The sequence below is a fragment of the Pandoraea cepalis genome (genome assembly GCF_902459665.1).
Lineage (GTDB): Bacteria > Pseudomonadota > Gammaproteobacteria > Burkholderiales > Burkholderiaceae > Pandoraea > Pandoraea cepalis.
Map to the genome: position 1 here is coordinate 129092 of NZ_CABPSL010000002.1, position 18716 is coordinate 147807.

General features: G+C 66.2%; 12 protein-coding genes and 1 pseudogene. 9 read left to right on the top strand and 4 right to left on the bottom strand.

Annotation, left to right across the window (positions count from 1 at the left end):
• Positions 1-6: 6 nt before the first annotated feature.
• On the top strand, positions 7-2889 hold the full coding sequence (glnE, locus tag PCE31106_RS05030) for a bifunctional [glutamate--ammonia ligase]-adenylyl-L-tyrosine phosphorylase/[glutamate--ammonia-ligase] adenylyltransferase (RefSeq protein ID WP_150562593.1): 2883 nt from the start codon (positions 7-9) through the stop codon (positions 2887-2889).
• Between the two features lie 81 nt (positions 2890-2970).
• Here the strand turns inward: glnE and recN are convergent, their stop codons facing one another.
• Entirely contained in the window at positions 2971-4635 is a 1665-nt protein-coding gene (gene recN / locus PCE31106_RS05035; protein WP_150562594.1) for a DNA repair protein RecN, read from the bottom strand.
• Between the two features lie 23 nt (positions 4636-4658).
• Positions 4659-5567, bottom strand: a complete 909-nt coding sequence (locus PCE31106_RS05040; RefSeq protein WP_150562595.1) for an NAD kinase — start codon at positions 5565-5567, stop codon at positions 4659-4661.
• A gap of 112 nt (positions 5568-5679) precedes the next feature.
• On the opposite strand from PCE31106_RS05040, the gene hrcA reads away from it, so the two are divergent.
• The 4 genes and pseudogenes from hrcA to PCE31106_RS05060 all read left to right on the top strand — a co-directional run bounded on the left by hrcA (position 5680) and on the right by PCE31106_RS05060 (position 11064).
• The gene (gene hrcA / locus PCE31106_RS05045; protein WP_017233374.1) at positions 5680-6708 is read left to right on the top strand and encodes a heat-inducible transcriptional repressor HrcA; all 1029 of its coding nucleotides are present in this window, start codon (positions 5680-5682) and stop codon (positions 6706-6708) included.
• A gap of 259 nt (positions 6709-6967) precedes the next feature.
• Positions 6968-9376 (top strand): DUF6600 domain-containing protein, encoded by a 2409-nt coding sequence (locus PCE31106_RS23940; RefSeq protein ID WP_174974964.1) that lies wholly within the window; start codon positions 6968-6970, stop codon positions 9374-9376.
• 105 nt (positions 9377-9481) lie between these two features.
• Positions 9482-10513, top strand: a pseudogene (hemH, locus tag PCE31106_RS05055) (ferrochelatase); the annotation flags it as partial.
• A gap of 149 nt (positions 10514-10662) precedes the next feature.
• On the top strand, positions 10663-11064 hold the full coding sequence (locus PCE31106_RS05060) for an RNA-binding S4 domain-containing protein (protein ID WP_150562597.1): 402 nt from the start codon (positions 10663-10665) through the stop codon (positions 11062-11064).
• 54 nt (positions 11065-11118) lie between these two features.
• Here PCE31106_RS05060 and PCE31106_RS05065 read toward each other — a convergent pair whose 3' ends face one another.
• Complete coding sequence (locus tag PCE31106_RS05065) at positions 11119-11307, bottom strand: hypothetical protein (protein WP_017232021.1); 189 nt, start codon at positions 11305-11307, stop codon at positions 11119-11121.
• Between the two features lie 298 nt (positions 11308-11605).
• On the opposite strand from PCE31106_RS05065, the gene grpE reads away from it, so the two are divergent.
• From grpE to PCE31106_RS05085, 4 genes are all read left to right on the top strand, one after another.
• Complete coding sequence (gene grpE, locus PCE31106_RS05070; protein ID WP_017232022.1) at positions 11606-12151, top strand: nucleotide exchange factor GrpE; 546 nt, start codon at positions 11606-11608, stop codon at positions 12149-12151.
• A gap of 251 nt (positions 12152-12402) precedes the next feature.
• Complete coding sequence (gene dnaK, locus PCE31106_RS05075) at positions 12403-14328, top strand: molecular chaperone DnaK (protein WP_017232023.1); 1926 nt, start codon at positions 12403-12405, stop codon at positions 14326-14328.
• A gap of 127 nt (positions 14329-14455) precedes the next feature.
• A complete protein-coding gene (dnaJ, locus tag PCE31106_RS05080) occupies positions 14456-15607 on the top strand; it encodes a molecular chaperone DnaJ (RefSeq protein WP_017232024.1) in 1152 nt (383 codons plus the stop codon).
• Between the two features lie 4 nt (positions 15608-15611).
• Positions 15612-17633 carry a chorismate-binding protein gene (locus PCE31106_RS05085; protein ID WP_174974966.1) on the top strand — a complete coding sequence of 674 codons (2022 nt, stop codon included), beginning with the start codon at positions 15612-15614 and terminating at the stop codon, positions 17631-17633.
• Positions 17634-17673: 40 nt separating this feature from the next.
• Here PCE31106_RS05085 and PCE31106_RS05090 read toward each other — a convergent pair whose 3' ends face one another.
• A complete protein-coding gene (locus PCE31106_RS05090) occupies positions 17674-18702 on the bottom strand; it encodes an ABC transporter substrate-binding protein (protein WP_150562598.1) in 1029 nt (342 codons plus the stop codon).
• Positions 18703-18716 lie beyond the last annotated feature (14 nt).

Below are 18716 nucleotides of genomic sequence, written 5' to 3' on the forward strand. Positions count from 1 at the left end.
TCATTGATGACCGGAACCCCGCCAGTGAGTTCACCCGAAAACCCCATCGATATCCCGTCCTACTCGCGCTACGCGGCGCGCATGCTGGCGAGCCGTCCCGCGCTTGTCGAGGCATTGCCCGCCTTGGCCGAGCACCCTGTGGACGCGCGTTGGCTCGCCCGTCGCTTCGAAGCCATCACCGGCACGCAGCTATCGCCGCCCGAGCAGCCCACGGGGGTCGCGGGCGTCGACGAGGCGGGCCTCGCCCGCGCGCTGCGCGTGCTGCGCGTGGAAGCCTTGTGCGCCGTCATGCAGCGCGACCTGGACGGTCGCGCCGAGTTGGCCGAGGTCACCGAAGCCATGACAGCCCTCGCCGAGTTCGCCATCCAGGCGGGCATCACGGTCCTCTCGCGCGAGCTCGAAGCCATCCACGGCGTGCCGCGCAATGCGGAAGGGCAGCGACAGACGCTCGCCGTGGTCGGCATGGGCAAGCTTGGCGGACGCGAATTGAACGTCTCGTCGGACATCGACCTGATCTTCGTCTATGAAGACGACGGCGATACGTCGGCGCCCGACGACGCCGACCCGGCGGCGGCGAGCCGCTTGCGCTCGCTCTCGAACCACGAATTCTTCACCAAGCTCGGTCGCAAGCTGATCGGCATGATTTCCGAACTCACGCCGGACGGCTATGTGTTCCGCGTGGACATGCGCCTGCGTCCCAATGGCGATTCCGGGCCGCTGGTGTGCAGCCTGCCGATGCTCGAAGAGTATTTCTACGTGCAGGGGCGCGAGTGGGAGCGCTACGCATGGATCAAGGGGCGGCTGGTGTCTGAGGTGGCGAGCGAACCCGGCAAGCGCACCGAGCGGCTGCTCGCGGCGCTGGTCCAGCCGTTCGTGTTCCGCCGTTACCTGGATTACGGGGTGATCGGCGCGATTCGCGCGCTGCACGAGCAGATTCGTCACGAGGCGGAGCGCCGCGCGCGCGCCAAGCCGGCACGCATCAACGACATCAAGCTCGGGCGCGGCGGCATTCGCGAAGTGGAGTTCTCCGCACAAGTGTTCCAACTGATTCGGGGCGGGCAAGAGCCGGAACTGCGCGTGCGGCCGACGCTCGCCGTGCTGGGCGTGGCGGCGCGACGCGGCTGGCTCGCCCAGAATGTGGCTGACGAACTCGCGAACGCCTACGTCTTCCTGCGTAAGCTCGAACACCGTATTCAGTATCTGGACGATGCGCAGACGCACATCCTCCCGGCCTCCGGCGACGATCGTCTCGCGGTGGCGCGCGCCATGGGCTTCCCCGACGAGGCGAGCTTCATGACGGTGCTCGACGAGCATCGCGAGTTCGTCGCCGCGCAGTTCGACGAGATCTTCGCGGACAAGGCCGGCGGCAGCGGGCGCAAGGCGGCGGCGTCGGGGGCGGGCGAATGCGAATGCCCGCCGGAATTGTGGAGCGAATGTCTGGCCGACGAGACACAGACGGGCGATCTCGGCCATCAGCTCTCGCGCCTGGGCTTTACCGACGCCGACGGTGCCCTCGACCGGCTACGCGCCGTCTGGACGTCGTCGCGCTACAAGGCGCTGGGCGAAACCAGCCGGCGCCGCTTCGATCAACTGGTGCAGCGCGCCGTGCAAGGCGCGGCGGGCACGGGCGAGGCCGACGCCGTGCTCGCGCGCATGCTCGACCTGCTTTCGGCCATCAGCCGTCGCAGTTCGTATCTGGCGCTGCTCACCGAGTATCCGCGCGCGCTGGAGCGCGTCGTCAAGGTGCTGGCCGGCTCGCGTTGGGCGGCAGGCTACCTGATCCGTCACCCGCAATTGCTCGACGAGCTGCTCGACGACGAAGCGCTCGCCGCGCCGTTCGACTGGGCGTCTTTCAAAACACAGTTGCTGTTGAGCCTGAATGCGTCGGGCGCGGCCGGCAACGTCGAAGTGCAGATGGACATTCTGCGGCGCGCGCATCACGCCGAGGTGTTCCGCATCCTGCTGCTCGATTTGCAGGGCGCGTTGTCGGTCGAGGCGATCGGCGACCGGCTCTCGGAACTGGCGGACATCATTGTCGACGTGACGATCTCGACCGTTTGGCCGCACGTGGCCACGCGCCACCGCGAGGTGCCGCGTTTCTCGGTCATCGCGTATGGCAAGCTCGGCGGCAAGGAACTGGGCTATGTGTCCGACCTCGACCTGATCTTCCTTTACGACGACGATGACGACCGCGCGCCGGACGCGTATGCCGCACTCGCTCGCCGCTTCGTGACCTGGCTCACCACGCACACCGGCGCGGGCACGCTCTTCGACGTCGATCTGCGGCTGCGGCCGAACGGCTTGTCGGGCTTGTTGGTGACGAGCGTCGAGAGCTTCCGCCAGTACCAGTTCCGCGAGGGCAATGCGAACACCGCGTGGGTCTGGGAGCATCAGGCGCTCACGCGGGCTCGCTTCTGTGCCGGGGACGAGACGATTGGCGCGACGTTCGAAAAGATCCGCGCGCAGGTGCTCGCGACGCCCCGCGAGGCGCTACCGCTTGCCCAGGAAATTGTGTCGATGCGGCGCAAGGTGTTGGAGGGGCATCCGAACCCGACCTCGCTGTTCGATCTGAAGCACGATCGCGGGGGCATGGTGGATATCGAGTTCACCGTGCAGTACCTGGTGCTGCTGCATTCGGGGGCACATCCGTCGCTGCTCCGCAATGCCGGCAACATCGCGCTGTTGCGCGAAGCGGCGCAACTCGGGCTGATCGACGCGACGCTTGCGGACGGTGCAGCCGCTGCTTATCGGATCTATCGCAAACGCCAGCACAAGTTGCGGCTCGATGGCGTGGAAGCGGCCCGCGTGCCGGCCAGTGATGTGGCAGCCGAACGCGACGCGGTCATGGCGCTGTGGGATTCGGTGTTCGCGAGCGCCGGGCCGGTTTGACGACGCTCACGGGCGGACGATGCATCGCCGCCCGTGATTGCCCTGCGAGCGATCGGCGCGCGGTGGGGGCAACGTGCGCGCTCAGAGCGCGAGCATCTCCCGCGCGTGTTTGCGCGTGGTGGCGGTGATCTCGACGCCGCCGAGCATTCGCGCGATCTCCTCGACGCGCTCCGTGCGACCGAGCGGCTCGATTTCACTCATCGTCGAATCGCCGTCGCTGCGTTTTTTCACGCGCAGATGCTGGTGGCCGAGCGCGGCGACCTGAGGCAGGTGGGTGACGCACAACACTTGCCGCCCCTGACCCAGTTCCCGCAGCAAACGGCCGACCACTTCGGCCACGGCGCCGCCGATGCCCGAATCGACTTCGTCGAAAATCAGGGTCGGCGTGAGGCTCACGCTGCTGGCGATCACCTGCAACGCCAGGCTGATGCGCGCCAACTCACCGCCCGACGCCACCTTGGCCAGCGGCCGCGTGGGCACGCCGGGGTGACCGGCGACAAGAAACTCGACCGTCTCCAGACCGAACGACTGCGGCTCCGGCGTGGGACTCAGGGCGACCTCGAAGCGTCCGCCCGGCATCGAGAGGTCCTGCATGGCGCGCGTGACTTCCCGCGAGAGCGACGCCGCGGCCGACGCGCGTGCCTTCGACAAGGTGGCCGCCAGCGTCAGATAGTTTGCGTGCGCGGCGTCGGCGGCCGCCTGCATGGCGGCCGTGTCCTGCGACGCGGTCAGTTCTTCCAACTGGGCACGGCGTTCGGCTTGCTCGGCGGGCAGTTGCTCGGGCGTGACCCGGAACTTGCGGGCCGCCGAGTGCAGCGCCTCGAGCCGCTGCTCGACCACGGCCAGACGTTCCGGATCGAGATCGATGCGTTGTGCATAATGCGTGAGCGAGTGCACGGCTTCGCGAAGTTGGATCTCGGCCGGCTCCAGCGCGGCCAGTGCGTCGGCCAGCCCGGCATCGATCCCGGCCAGTTCGCGGATCTGGTGCACTACGTGACCGAGCGACGGGACGAGCGCACCATCCGCTTCCGCGAGCACGTCAAGCGCGCCTTGCACGCCGTTGATGAGGCTGGCGGCGTGCGACAGGCGGCGATGCTCGGCGCTCACGTCGTCCCATTCCCCTTCCTGCGGATTCAGCTTGTCGAGTTCGGATGTCTGCCATTCGAGACGCTCGCGCTCGAGCTGTAGCTCGCGGTCGCGCCCGTGCGCTTCCTCGCAACGTTTGACGAGACGCCGCCATTCCTTGTGCGCCGCCGCCGTGTCCGCCGCGAGCGCGGTGGCGCCGGCATGGGCGTCGAGCAGGCGGCGCTGTGCGTCGGGGCGCAGCAACTGCTGATGGGCGTGCTGCCCGTGAATGTCGACGAGCATCTCGCCGAGTTCGCGCAGTTGGGCGAGGGTGGCGGGCGTGCCGTTGACGAAGGCGCGCGAGCGTCCGCCCGAGTCGAGCACGCGGCGCAGCAGCACGCCGCCGTGTTCTTCGAGCGTGAGCGCCTGCGCCTGCAGCCAGGCTTCGAGATCGGGGCGGGCCTCGGCGTCGGCGGCGAACTCAGCGGTAATGTCGGCGCGCGTTTGTCCGGCGCGCACCATACTGGTGTCGCCGCGCTCGCCCATGGCCAGCGCCAGCGCGTCGATCAGAATCGATTTACCCGCGCCGGTCTCCCCCGAGAACACGGTGAAGCCGGCGGAGAATTCCAGGTCGAGACGATCGACGATCACGAAATCGCGAATCGAGAGACTGCGTAGCATGGGCGGTCGGGGAGGGCGTGAAGTCAGGTCTGCGACGGATCTTCGTCGGAGATATGCTCGTTCCAGTGCAGCTTGCGGCGCAGCGTCGCGTAATAGTTGTAGCCGACCGGGTGCAGGAACGTCACCTGATGTTCGGAGCGGCCCAGCAGAATCCGGTCGCCCTGACGCAGCTCGGCAAACGACTGCATGTCGAAGTTGGCGCCGACCTCGCGCCCGCCGGTGATCGTGATGACGATATCGCTCGAATCCGGCAGCACGATCGGGCGGTTCGACAGCGCGTGCGGGGCGATCGGCACGAGCACCACACCGCCAAGTCGCGGATGCAGGATCGGGCCGGTGGCCGAGAGCGCATAGGCGGTCGAGCCCGTGGGCGTGGCGACGATCAGGCCGTCCGAGCGCTGCTTGTACATGAAGCGGCCGTCGACGTCGACACGCAGCTCGACCATGCCCGAGATGCCCGAGCGGTTCACCACCACGTCGTTGAACGCGAGCGTCTCGAACAGCGTCTGGCCGTCGCGCTCGATACGCGCGGCCAACAGCGTGCGCTGCTCGGCTTCGAAATGCCCTTCGAGCATGGCCGGCACGACCTGCCGCATCTCGTCGAGCGGAATGTCGGTGATGAAACCGACGCGTCCGTGGTTCACGCCGATGAGCGGCACCTTCGAGGCGGCCAGCTGACGGCCCACGCCGAGCATCGTTCCGTCACCGCCGATGACCACCGCCACATCGGCCTGCGTACCGATTTCCTGAATATCGAGGGGGCGGTAGGGGGCGGCGGCCGCGCCGATGTTGTGCGCCGTATCACGCTCGAAGATGACGTGATGTCCTCGCTGGGCGATGCATGCCGCCAGCGTGAGCAACGGTTCGGCAACGCCGTCGGCATGGTATTTCCCGACGAGCGCCACGGTCTTGAAAGGGCTCCCTGTTTTCATGCCGCCATTACACCATAAGTCGATGACAGCAACCATCGGCACGCGCGGCCTTGCCGGCCCCTCGGGGTTTGCCGCACGCCGTGCTTGTACATTTCGCGTTACAATTTTCGCCATGCTAGATCAACGTGCGCAAACGCTACTCAAAACCCTGATCGAACGGTACATCGCCGATGGCCAGCCGGTGGGGTCGCGCACGCTATCGCGATACTCCGGGCTCGATCTGTCGCCGGCGACCATCCGCAATGCGATGGCCGACCTCGAGGCGCTCGGCTTCGTGGCCAGCCCGCATACGTCGGCCGGTCGTGTTCCGACGCCGCGCGCCTACCGGCTGTTCGTCGACACCATGCTGACGGTAAGCCCGCTCGGCGATGCCGTGCATCAGCTGGCGTCGCAGGTGCAGACCCGGTTGCAGCCGGCCGGGCCGCAGCAACTGGTCGCGTCGGCGGCGGAAGTGCTTTCGAATCTCTCGCAGTTCGCGGGTGTGGTGCTGACACCGCGCCGCAGCCAGATCTTTCGGCAGATCGAATTCCTGCGACTGTCCGAAAAGCGCGTGTTGCTTATCATCGTCACCCCCGACGGCGACGTGCAGAACCGCATCATCCTGACGGAAAAGGATCATTCCCCAGCGCAACTGGTCGAGGCGGCAAACTACCTGAACGCCCATTTCGGCGGCCAAAGTTTCGATGAGGTGCGCGCCAGCTTGCGCGGCGAACTCGACGCCCTGCGCTCCGACATGAGTGCCTTGATGCAGGCGGCCGTTCAGGCGGGCAGCGACGCCATGGCCGATACCTCGCGCGAGAGCTTGCTGATCTCGGGCGAGCGCAATCTGCTGGGCGTGGAGGATCTGTCGTCGAACATGGCGCGACTGCGCAAGCTGTTCGACGTGTTCGAGTCCAAGACCGGCCTGCTGCAGCTGCTCGACGTGTCGAGCCGGGCGCAGGGTGTTCAGATTTTCATCGGCGGCGAGTCGAGCCTCGTCCCGATCGAAGAAATGACGGTCATCACGGCACCGTACGAAGTCGATGGGGAAGTGGTCGGCACGTTGGGCGTGATCGGCCCGACGCGCATGGCCTACGAGCGCGTGATTCCCATCGTCGACATCACGGCCAAGCTGCTTTCCAGCGCGCTCAGCCAGCATTAGGCGGCGGGGGCAGCGTGACGCCCCAGCCTGCGCGTCGTCAGGCGTAACGTCGCGCGTATTGCCCCGGGGCCCCGCGCCCCATCTCGTTACACCCCCGTAGCATTCCTTTACACGCTGTCACACACGGCCGTCTTACGCTTGAAGCGTCACTTGTGGCGAAGCCGTCGTCACGGCGTTCGCCGAAGGATTCGGACAGAGCAACAAGGTGCGCGGCCGAGACAACGCTTGGCGCGTGCACTGGACAGTGCACGGAGTGTCTATGAAATCCCTGATTTCCTGGCGGACAGTGGTTCGCTGTCTTGGCGTCGGGCTCGCGCTCGGCGCCCTTGGCGCGGCGGGACTTCCCGCGCTGGCGCAGGCACAGAGCGCCGATCCCCCGGGGCGCGTGGCGCGTCTGAATGCATTCGACGGCACCGTCACGTACGCTCCCGCCGGTACCAGCGACTGGCGCTATGCCGACCGCAACCGGCCACTCACCACGGGCGATGCCGTCTGGGTCGAGCGCAACAGCCGCGCCGAGATGCATGTGGGCGGCACGGCGGTTCGCATGGGGGCGTCCACGAGCGTCGTTCTCTCGGCCGTGACCGACCAGAATGTGCAACTGAACGTAACGCAGGGCACGGTCGGCCTGCATTTGAGGGCTTTCGATCCGAACCAGCCTTACGAGATCGACACGCCCAACCTGGCGTTCGTCCCGCAACAGGCCGGGGAGTATCGTCTGGATGTCGATCCGGGCGGGGTGACGACCGTGAGCGTCTGGCGCGGGGCGGCGACCGTCTACGGTCAAGGCGCGTCGGTACCGTTGCAATCGGGCCAACGGGTGGCCTTCGTGGGTCAGAATCTCACGCAGCAGTCGACCGGGCCACTCGTGGCCGATGGGTTCGACCAATGGGTGCGCCAGCGCGACGCGCGCGAGGAGGGCTCGATCTCCGCGCGCTATGTGTCGCGCGACATGACCGGCTTCGAAAGCCTGGACGACTACGGCGCTTGGCAAGAGACCCCGGGCTACGGTGCCGTTTGGGTGCCGTCGGACGTGCCGACGGGCTGGGCGCCGTATCGCACGGGCCATTGGGCCTGGGTCGACCCGTGGGGATGGACCTGGGTCGACGATGCGCCGTGGGGCTTCGCGCCCTATCACTACGGACGGTGGGCCTATGTCGACGCCCGCTGGTGCTGGGTGCCGGGGCCGGTCGCGGTGCGGCCGGTGTATGCCCCGGCGCTGGTCGGCTGGGTGAGCGGCAACAGCGGCGGGAACGCATGGGGGATTACGTTTGCGGCAGGGGGCGCGGGACTGGCGTGGTTTGCGTTGGGTCCGCACGACGCTTACCGTCCGGCGTATCGCGCCAGCCCGTCGTATGTCACCAATATCAATCGATCGACGGTGATCCAGACGACCAACGTCACGAATATCAACGTCAACAATGTGTATGTGAACCGTAATGTGCGCGGCGCCGTCTCGACGATGCCGGCACAGGCTTTCGTGCAGGGCCGGCGGGTCGGCGCGCCGGTGGCATTGGCCGCCCCGCGCGCCGGACAGACTTGGCGCGTTGGGAATACACCAGGCGTCGCACCGGTGCAGCAGAGCGTGTTCGGCAATAGTCGCCCGGCGCCGGTCACGCCGCCGGCCGGCGCGTTCAACCGGCAGGTGCTGGCCACGCGTGCGCCGGTCGGTCGCGCGATGCCGTCGCGTGAACTCACGAGCACGCTGCACGCGGTGCCGAATGCCGGTGGCGCGCCGCTGACGTTCGGCCAGAACGCACAACCACGCCAGAGCGGCAGGCCGGTGGGGCCGAACCCGCAGGGGCGTGTGCAGCCGCGTGTGACGGTGGTCGACACGCACGGGCCGGTCGGTGCGGCGAACACGGCGGCGGGTGCAACGCGCGCACAACCGCCCCTCAAGGCCATGGGCGCGGAAGCGGCGCATGGGGGGCTACCGCCCACCCACGCCGTACCGCCGATGCAGGGTGAGCCGGGAACGCCGGGCATGCCAGGCGTGCCGGGGCGCTCGGGGGTACCTGGCGTGCCGGGGGTCCCGGGAGAACCCGGGGTGCCAGGGCGGGGCGTTTATCAGAGTCGTCCGGGGCAGCTCGCGCCGCAGTCCCAACCGCCAGTCCGGGGTGGACAGGCCGTGCCGTCCGGCGTGCCGCACCCGCCGGGCGTGATGGTGCCGGGGCAACCTGCCGTGCGAGGCGAAGTCCCGCAGGCGGTGCCTCAGCCTGGGCACGACGCGGCGCAACGGGACATGCAGCGGAATCGCCCATTCCCGCAGACGCCCGCGGCGTCGCCCGAGCCGCAGCGCGTTCAACCGGATGCGGCCGGAGCGTCGCGTCGACCGCAGCAGTGGCAGTCGCACTCACAGCCGCAAGCGCCGCAGCAACCCGTCCAGCCGCCACCGCAGATGGCGCATCCTCAGCCGCAGCCTCGTCCTCAACCGCAGATCGAGCGTCAGCAAGCCGCGCCGAGACCGCAGCCTCAACCGGAGCGTCCGCAGGCACCCGTTCGGCCGCAGCAGCCACCGCAGGTGGTGCCGCACCCGCAACCGCAGGAACATCCGCAGCCTGCGCCGCGTGAACGCAAGCCAGAGGGCGCGCAGGTCCCCGCGCATGGCGTCGAGCGTCCCACCGCATCGCATCGTCCGTCACGCGAAGGCGAGCCCTCGCGCGGCTAATTGACGCACCGAACGCCGCGACCCGCCGTCATCCCTTGACGGACCGCGGGTGCGCGGCGGCCGGGGCCCGGCACGCGGTGGCCGCCTTGCGGTAAAGTACGCTCCATGCGCTTCGATCCCGAACCCATTTCGCATGGCCAGACCGGCAAGACGGCCGTTCTGCTGATTAACCTAGGCACGCCCGACGAGCCGCGTCCCGCGGCCGTGCGCCGCTATTTGCGCGAGTTTCTGTCGGATCCTCGCGTCGTGGAAATTCCCTCGTTGATATGGCAGCCGTTGCTGCGGCTGGTAATCCTGCCGTTCCGCTCGCGCCAGTCGGCGCAGAAATACGCGACGATCTGGACGCGCGACGGCTCTCCGCTCAAGGTGAACACCGAATACCAGACGAACGCGTTGCGGGCCTTGCTGCACGCGAACGACTACGACGTGGTCGTCGACTACGCCATGCGCTACGGCAACCCGTCGATTCCGGAGCGCATTCGTGCGCTGCGGCAAACCGGCGTCGAGCGCATTCTGGTTCTGCCGCTCTATCCCCAGTATTCGAGCAGTACGACCGCCACCGCGACCGATGCCGTATTCCGCGTGCTCGGCCGGCTGCGCAATCAGCCCGATGTGCGCACGGTGCGCGACTATCACGATCATCCGGCGTACATCGAGGCATTGCGTCAGCAGGTCGAAGGCTACTGGCAGCAGCATGGCCGGCCCGATTTCTCGGCAGGCGAGCGACTGTTGCTGAGCTTTCACGGCGTGCCGCGCCGCACGCTCGACCTGGGTGATCCATACCACGATCAGTGCGTAAAGACCGCGCGTGCGCTGGGCGCCGCGCTGGGCCTCGATGAGACGACCTGTCGTCTCACGTTTCAATCGCGTTTTGGCAAGGCCGAATGGCTCCAGCCTTACACGGCACCCACGCTCGAAGAGCTGGGCCGTGGCGGCACACCCCGTGTCGATGTGTTCTGCCCCGGCTTCACGTCGGACTGTCTCGAGACGCTTGAAGAAATCAATATGGAAGGGCGCCACGCGTACCTGTCCACCGGCGGCAAGGCATTCCATTTCATCCCATGTCTGAACGGTGCGAGCGCCTGGATCACGGCGCTTGGCGAAATTGCGGCGCGTCACCTGCAAGGGTGGCCGGTGCTCACGCCCGAGGGCGCCGCTCAGGCGTCGGCGGCGGCGGTGGCCTCGACCCGGCAACGGCAAGTCGCGGCCGTGGCGGCGTTCGACGAAGCCAATGCGGCGGCGGCAGCGTCGGCCTTATCGGCGCAGGGCCAACCCGGAGCGGACACGTGAGCGTCAAGGTGGACGATTCGCCGCAGGCCGCCACCCGCATTGACAAATGGTTATGGGCGGCGCGCTTCTTCAAGACGCGTTCCCTCGCCACGCAAGCCGTCGACCGTGGGCGGGTGCTGTGCAACGACGCCCGGGTCAAACCGGCGCGCGACGTGCGCCCGGGGGACCTTGTCACGGTGGATAACGGCAGCACGCGCTGGGAAGTGCGTGTGAAGGCCATCGCGGAAGTCCGGGGCTCGGCCCCGGTGGCACAGTCGCTGTATGAAGAGACCGACGCCAGTCGGCGTATGCGTGCGGATGAGAGTGAACGCCGACGTCTGTTTCAGGAGCCCGCGGCGCAAATGCATGGGCGGCCGACGAAACGGGATCGACGGCGTCTCGGTGGCGTTGGCGAATAGGGGTGACGTGCGAGAGCGCTGACCCGTCGATGAGACGGCCGCGCCCTCGGGTGACTAGCGCGAAGGAATTCCGGTATTGGACGAATGCACCGGAACGCCCGGCATTTCAAAGTCGTGATACAGCACCGCCCGCACGCCACCGTATTCGGTATCGCGGGGGGTGACTGCGCCGGACAAGCAGATCGTAATCGTTACCGTCGTCACCAACGCAAGGATGAAGACAACAGCCAGTGGCAGCTTCATGATGCGCTCCTGAGAGAACGCTCGACGGGACGGGGGATGTCCGGCGAGCGGCCGGGTTCAGCGCGGCACATGCATCCGCTGAACCGTATTTCATGTTAGGTCGCAGCAACGGCCGATACAATAGCGGACTCGTAACGCGTGTAACCGGATATTTATCGGCACGCGGCGCGCACCGGCATGGCGCACAGCGCGCCGCCAGCCCTTGAAATCGGTGTGAACGCCCCTACTATCCAAAGGGATTTGAACCGGTGGCGCATCGTCGTGGTGCGCCGCAAGAACCTTTTGACGACTCAAGCTCATGACTGAACCGCAAAACACCCCCGATCAGCCGATTCCGTCCCAGGCCGAAGCGGCCCCGACCGACGCGGCGGGCGCGAACGACGCGCTGCCCTCGGTCGAGGCGCAACTGCTGGCGGCCCAGGCCGAAGCGGCAGCCCTGCGCGACGACGCCTTGCGCGCGCGCGCCGAGATGGAGAACGTTCGCCGCCGTGCGGAAGAGGACGTGGCAAAGGCGCGCAAATTCGCCGTCGAGAGCTTCGCGGAGAACCTGCTGCCGGTGATCGACAGCCTGGAAGCGGCCGCGGCCGACAAGAGCGGCGATGTGGCCAAGCTCCAGGAAGGCGTGGCCCTGACGTTGCGCCAGCTTGTCTCGGCGCTCGAACGCAGCCGGGTGACGGTCATCGACCCGGCCGGTGCGAAGTTTGATCCGCATCAACATCAGGCCATTTCGATGGTGCCCGCCGAGCAGGAACCGAACACAGTGGTCGCGGTACTGCAAAAGGGCTACCTGATCGCCGATCGCGTGCTGCGCCCGGCGCTCGTGACCGTCGCGGCGGCCAAGTAATCGGGCCGCGCCGGCGTCGAACGTCATGACATCATGGCAAGTTTCGGCGTTCCGGCAACCGTCACGGCATTCCCGGCCGTGGACTGCACGGGCGTCATGCCGATGGATACGCTGGCATGACGCGGGGTAAAACCGGACGACAAGCAGGGTCTTGAAATGGACCGGGCTGCACCCATATGACGTGCAGATCAACGATTTGAGCGGGCCACAGGCCCCACGGAACGACGCAAAGGACGCTAGGAGAAATAAACATGGGCAAAATCATTGGTATCGACTTGGGCACCACGAACTCGTGCGTGGCCGTCATGGAAGGCAATCAGGTCAAGATCATCGAGAACGCGGAAGGTGCCCGCACCACGCCGTCGATCATCGCCTATATGGAAGATGGCGAGATTCTGGTCGGCGCACCGGCCAAGCGCCAGGCGGTGACCAATCCGACGAACACGCTGTACGCTGTCAAGCGCCTGATCGGCCGTCGCTTCGAAGAAAAGGAAGTGCAAAAGGACATCGGCCTGATGCCTTACAAGATTGTCAAGGCTGACAACGGCGATGCCTGGGTGGAAGTGCGCGACCAGAAGCTGGCCCCGCCGCAGATTTCCGCCGAAGTGCTGCGCAAGATGAAGAAGACCGCCGAGGACTACCTGGGCGAGCCGGTCACGGAAGCCGTGATCACGGTGCCGGCCTACTTCAACGACAGCCAGCGTCAGGCCACGAAGGACGCCGGCCGTATCGCCGGTCTGGAAGTCAAGCGCATCATCAACGAGCCGACCGCTGCCGCACTGGCATTCGGTCTGGACAAGAAGGAAGGCGGCGACCGCAAGATCGCGGTGTATGACCTGGGTGGCGGCACGTTCGACATCTCGATCATCGAAATCGCGGACGTGGACGGCGAACACCAGTTCGAAGTGCTGTCGACCAACGGCGACACGTTCCTCGGTGGCGAAGACTTCGACCAGCGCATCATCGACTACATCATCGGCGAGTTCAAGAAAGAACAAGGCGTCGATCTGTCGAAAGACGTGCTCGCGCTGCAACGCCTGAAGGAAGCGGCGGAAAAGGCCAAGATCGAACTGTCGTCGAGCCAGCAGACTGAAATCAACCTGCCGTACATCACGGCCGATGCCTCGGGTCCGAAGCACTTGAACCTGAAGATCACGCGCGCCAAGCTCGAAGCGCTGGTCGAAGAGCTGATCGCCCGTACGATCGATCCCTGCCGTCTGGCCATCAAGGATGCCGGCGTGAAGGTGAGCGACATCGACGACGTGATTCTGGTCGGCGGTATGACCCGCATGCCGAAGGTGCAGGAGAAGGTCAAGGAGTTCTTCGGCAAGGAACCGCGCAAGGACGTGAACCCGGACGAAGCCGTGGCCGCAGGGGCCTCGATTCAGGGCTCGGTCCTCTCGGGCGATCGCAAGGACGTGCTGCTGCTCGACGTGACCCCGCTCTCGCTCGGTATCGAAACGCTGGGCGGCGTGATGACGAAGATGATCACGAAGAACACCACGATCCCGACGAAGCACTCGCAAGTGTTCTCGACGGCCGACGACAATCAGCCGGCCGTGACGATCAAGGTGTACCAGGGTGAGCGCGAGATGGCCGCCGGCAACAAGTCTCTGGGCGAGTTCAATCTCGAAGGCATTCCGCCCGCCGCACGGGGTACGCCGCAGATCGAAGTGACCTTCGACATCGACGCCAACGGCATTTTGCACGTCGGCGCGAAGGACAAGGCTACAGGCAAGGAAAACAAGATCGTCATCAAGGCGAACTCGGGTCTGTCGGACGCCGAGATCGAGCAGATGGTCAAGGATGCCGAGCTGAACGCCGAGGAAGACAAGAAGGCGCGCGAACTGGCCGACTCCCGCAATCAGGGCGACGCCCTCGTGCACAGCACCCGCAAGGCGCTGACGGAGTACGGCGACAAGATCGAAGCCTCGGAAAAGGAAGCGATCGAGTCGGCCATCACGGCGCTGGAAGGCGCGCTGCGCGGTTCGGACAAGGCGGACATCGATGCCAAGGTCGAGGCGCTCGGCACTGCCAGCCAGAAGCTCGGCGAGAAGATGTATGCCGACATGCAGGCGCAAGCCGGTGCTGCGGGTGCCGCGGGCGCCGAGCCGGGCAAGCCGCATGACGATAACGTCGTCGACGCCGAAGTGAAGGACGTCACCGACAAGAAGTAAGGCGTGCATGGCGCGCGACGCTCGTGAATGTGCGTCGCGTGTAGGCCGGGTATCGAAGTTCTCTGCCAAGGGAATCTCGACCCGGCTTTTTGCCTGATGGCGACATGCGCCAACATTGGAAAGACTTATGGCCAAACGTGATTACTACGAAGTGCTTGGCGTTGCCAAGAACGCCGCCGACGACGAAATCAAGAAGGCGTATCGCAAGCTGGCGATGAAGTACCATCCGGACCGCAATCCGGACAGCAAGGACGCCGAAGAGAAGTTCAAGGAAGTCAAAGAGGCTTACGAGATGCTCTCCGAGCCGGAGAAGCGTGCCGCGTACGACCAGTATGGTCATGCGGGCGTCGACCCGAACATGGGCGGCTTCGGCGGGGCGGGCGGTCAGGGCTTCGGCGGCTTCGCGGACGCGTTCGGCGATATCTTCGGCGACATCTTCGGTCAGGGCGGCCCTGGCGGTGCGGGTGCCCGTGGCGGCCGGGGCGGTCCGCAGGTGTACCGCGGCGCAGATCTGCGCTACAACATGGAAATCACGCTCGAGCAGGCCGCGAACGGTTTCGACACGCAGATTCGCGTGCCGAGCTGGGACGAATGCGAGATTTGCCACGGCAACGGCGCGAAGCCGGGCACGAAGCCCGAGACCTGCCCGACCTGTAATGGATCGGGCGCGGTGCGCATGTCGCAGGGCTTCTTCAGCATTCAGCAGACCTGCCCGAAGTGCCACGGTACGGGCTCGTACCTGCCCGACCCCTGCACGAACTGCCACGGCTCGGGCAAGATCAAGAAGACCAAGACGCTGGAGATCAAGATCCCGGCGGGTATCGAAGACGGCATGCGCATCCGTTCGGGCGGCAACGGCGAACCGGGTGTGAATGGCGGTCCTGCGGGCGACCTGTATGTGGAAATCCACATCAAGGCGCACAACGTGTTCGAGCGCGACGGCGACGATCTGCATTGCCAGATGCCGATTTCGTTTGCGACGGCGGCCCTCGGCGGCGACATCGACGCCCCGACGCTGCACGGCAAGGCGACGTTCGAAGTGCCGGAAGGCACGCAGACGGGCAAGACGTTCCGCCTGCGCGGCAAGGGCATCAAGGGCCTGCGCGCGAGCTATCCGGGCGATCTGTACGTGCATGTGCAGGTGGAAACGCCGGTCAAGCTCGACGACAAGCAGAAGCAAATGCTGCGTGACTTCGATACCGCACTCAAGGCCGGCGGCGCCCGTCACAGCCCACAGACGAAGGGTTGGTTCGACCGTGTGAAGCAGTTCTTCGAGTAATTCCATGTCATGTGAAGCCCCCTTGGCCGCGTTCGCGCTGTTGGACGACAGCGCGGATCCGGCCGGCGGGGCGCGTCTGTATACCGGGCTCGTGCGCGAGGTGACTTGCGACGAGCCCGATGTGCTTTCGGACGCGCTTCGCGAAGTGGAAGACGCCACGCGTCACGGCCTGCATGCCGTGTTGCTGGCCGACTACGAATTCGGTGTGCGTCTCGCGGGCGTACAGACGGTGGCGGCGCGGCGAGCACGGGGACGATTGCGCGCCCTGCTGTTTCGCGAGTTGCAGCGGCTCGACGCGACGCAAACGCAGGCGTGGCTGTCGCAACGCGAAGCGGCCGATGCCTGTGACGGCAGCTTGGCCCCCGTCATTTCCGGTAACGGCGACGGCGTTACGCCGCCCGGCGTGGCCGGGGTCGCGGCGCTGCAAAGCGACGTGAGCGATGCAGCCTTCGACGACGCCATCGCCCGCATCCACGACTGGCTCTCGCAAGGCGAGTGCTATCAGATCAACTACACGTACCGTTTGAATTTCGACGCGTTCGGCTCGCCCGTCGCGCTGTATCGCCGGCTGCGTGCGCGTCAGCCGGTACCGTACGGTGCGCTCGTCATGTTGCCGGGCGCGTCGGGCGTGGCCGGCCGGGCGATTCTTTCGCTCTCGCCTGAACTGTTCCTGCGTCATTCGCGCGGCCAGATCGAGGCGCGTCCGATGAAAGGCACGGCGCCGGCCAGCGGCGACGCATCGGAGGACGCCGAGCGCAGCGCCGCGCTCGCGGCCGACGAGAAGAACCGCGCCGAGAACGTGATGATCGTCGATCTGTTGCGCAACGACCTCGGACGGCTCGCGATACCCGGCTCAGTCGCGGTGCCGAGGCGCTTCGAGGTGACGCGATTCGCGAGTGTCCTGCAGATGACCTCGACCGTCACGGCGACGCTGCCGCAAGCGACGACGTTTGCCGACGTGTTGCGCGCGCTGTATCCCTGTGGTTCGATCACGGGTGCGCCGAAATATCGCGCGATGCAACTGATCGGTGAACTCGAGGCGTCGCCGCGCGGGCTCTACACCGGCGCGATCGGCTGGCTGGATGCACGCGAAGACGACCCGCACGCGCTCGGCGACTTCTGCCTGTCCGTCGCGATTCGCACGCTGGAACTCGATGCGCCGGACGCCAGCGGGTTGCGGCGCGGACGATTGGGGGTCGGGGCGGGCATCGTGCTCGACAGCCGGGCGCACGAGGAGCGCGCAGAGTGCAAGCTCAAGGCGCGTTTCCTGAGTGCGCTCGATCCGGGCTTCGAACTCTTCGAGACGATGCAGGCGACGCAGGCGTCGGGCGTGGCCCATCTCGCGCGGCACGTGGCGCGCCTGGCGGCGTCCGCGAAGTGGTTCGGCTTCCGGTTCGATGAGGCGGCCTTGCGTGCACAGATCGATGCGGTTGTCGCCACGCTGGGCGAACACGACGTTCACCGCGTGCGTCTGGCGCTCTCGCATGACGGCACGGTCGCGATAACGCACGCCGTGCTGGCACCGCTACCGGGCAAGTCGGTCAAGGTGCTGCTGGCGGCGGCCAACGATCCCGCGAGCACGACGCGCGCGAACGACCTGTTCCTGCGCCACAAGACCACGGTGCGTGCGCGTTACGATGTGGCGTGGAAGGAGGCGGAAGCGAATGGGGCGTTCGACATGCTGTGCTTCAATGAGCGCGGCGAGCTGACCGAGGGTGGGCGCAGCAATGTGTTCGTCAAGCGCGACGGTATCTGGATGACGCCGCGGCTGTCATGCGGTGTGTTGCCGGGCGTGATGCGCGGGGTGATGCTCGACGACGCGAAATGGTCGCCGGTGGAGGCCGTGCTCACGCGAGACGACGTGCTGAGCGCACAGGCAATTGTCGTGTGCAATGCGCTACGCGGTGCGCTGCCTGCGACGTTGCTGGAGGCTTCACTGACGACGCTATCGACGTCACCGGCGTCGCCACCGTCGATGGCATCAACAGCGCAATCAACAGCGCCATCGACGACGGCAAGCGACTGAGGCACAGCGGCGCCAACACGCGCCGCCGTGCGTCATGCCATTAACTGCCCTGACGCGCTGCCATCTGCGGCACGAACAGTTCGCTCCACTTCGCGGGACGCGTCTTGATCGTGCCCGCGCGGCTCATGAACTCGACATACTGCATCAGACCATTGGGCGTGGTGGTGAATTTCATGCCCGGATCGGCCAGAATCTGCTCGATGTCGGCTTGCGGCACGTTCATCTTCGACACGCGCAGGTAAGTTTGCGCTGCGCCGACGTGATCCTTGGCGATGTACGCGGCCGCTTCGTCCTGGGCGTCCAGGATCGCCTGCACCAGCTTGGGATTCTGCACGGTGAACTGCTTCGGCGCGAAGACCACGTCGATGGTGATGTTGCCGAGCACGTCGGTGGAATTCAGGACGCGCTTGATGCGCGGATCCTTCAGTTCCTGGTACGAGAACGGCGGCGAGGTGAAGTGCGCCGTGATTTCCGTCTTGCCGGAGAGCAGGGCACTGACGGCTTCCGGATGGCTCAGGCTGACCGTCAGCGGATCGAGCTTCGCGTAGTTCTCGATACCGAAGGCCTTGGCCGCCGCCATTTGCAGCAGCACGGCGGACAGCGACGTCTTGATGCCCGGAATCGCAATCTTGTCCTTCGAGGTGAAGTCCTTGAGCGACTTGACGTTCGGATTGTTCGTGTTGAGCCAGAGCGGGCCGCTCGAGAGGGCCGACAGGCCGATCACTTCCGAGCGCGGAATGCCGTGCGCCTTCGACCACAGCGTGACGAAGCCCGGCGCGCCCGTGCCCGCGACGTCGAGATTGCCGGCGAGCATGGCGTCGTTGATGACGTTGCCGCCGTCGAGCACGGTCCACGTCGTCTTCACGTCGCCCAGGCCCAATGCCTTCGCGTGCTTCTCGACGAGATGCTGGTCGCGCATGACCATCAGCGGCAGATAGAGAATGCCGTAGCCGTGCGACAAACGCACAGTGCTCGCTTCGGCGTGCGCGACGTTGCCGAGCGTGGACAGGGCGGTCGTGGCAGCGAGCGTCAGCACGCTTGCCCAGCGGGTGAAATGGCGTCGGTTCATGGTGTTGTTGTCTC

Bases quoted from the DNA above. Each gene is read 5' to 3' on its own strand.
- glnE (WP_150562593.1), top strand. From the start codon at position 7: ATGACCGGAACCCCGCCAGTGAGTTCACCCGAAAACCCCATCGATATC.
- recN (WP_150562594.1), bottom strand. From the start codon at position 4,635: ATGCTACGCAGTCTCTCGATTCGCGATTTCGTGATCGTCGATCGTCTC.
- PCE31106_RS05040 (WP_150562595.1), bottom strand. From the start codon at position 5,567: ATGAAAACAGGGAGCCCTTTCAAGACCGTGGCGCTCGTCGGGAAATAC.
- hrcA (WP_017233374.1), top strand. From the start codon at position 5,680: ATGCTAGATCAACGTGCGCAAACGCTACTCAAAACCCTGATCGAACGG.
- PCE31106_RS23940 (WP_174974964.1), top strand. From the start codon at position 6,968: ATGAAATCCCTGATTTCCTGGCGGACAGTGGTTCGCTGTCTTGGCGTC.
- PCE31106_RS05065 (WP_017232021.1), bottom strand. From the start codon at position 11,307: ATGAAGCTGCCACTGGCTGTTGTCTTCATCCTTGCGTTGGTGACGACG.
- grpE (WP_017232022.1), top strand. From the start codon at position 11,606: ATGACTGAACCGCAAAACACCCCCGATCAGCCGATTCCGTCCCAGGCC.
- dnaK (WP_017232023.1), top strand. From the start codon at position 12,403: ATGGGCAAAATCATTGGTATCGACTTGGGCACCACGAACTCGTGCGTG.
- dnaJ (WP_017232024.1), top strand. From the start codon at position 14,456: ATGGCCAAACGTGATTACTACGAAGTGCTTGGCGTTGCCAAGAACGCC.
- PCE31106_RS05085 (WP_174974966.1), top strand. From the start codon at position 15,612: ATGTCATGTGAAGCCCCCTTGGCCGCGTTCGCGCTGTTGGACGACAGC.
- PCE31106_RS05090 (WP_150562598.1), bottom strand. From the start codon at position 18,702: ATGAACCGACGCCATTTCACCCGCTGGGCAAGCGTGCTGACGCTCGCT.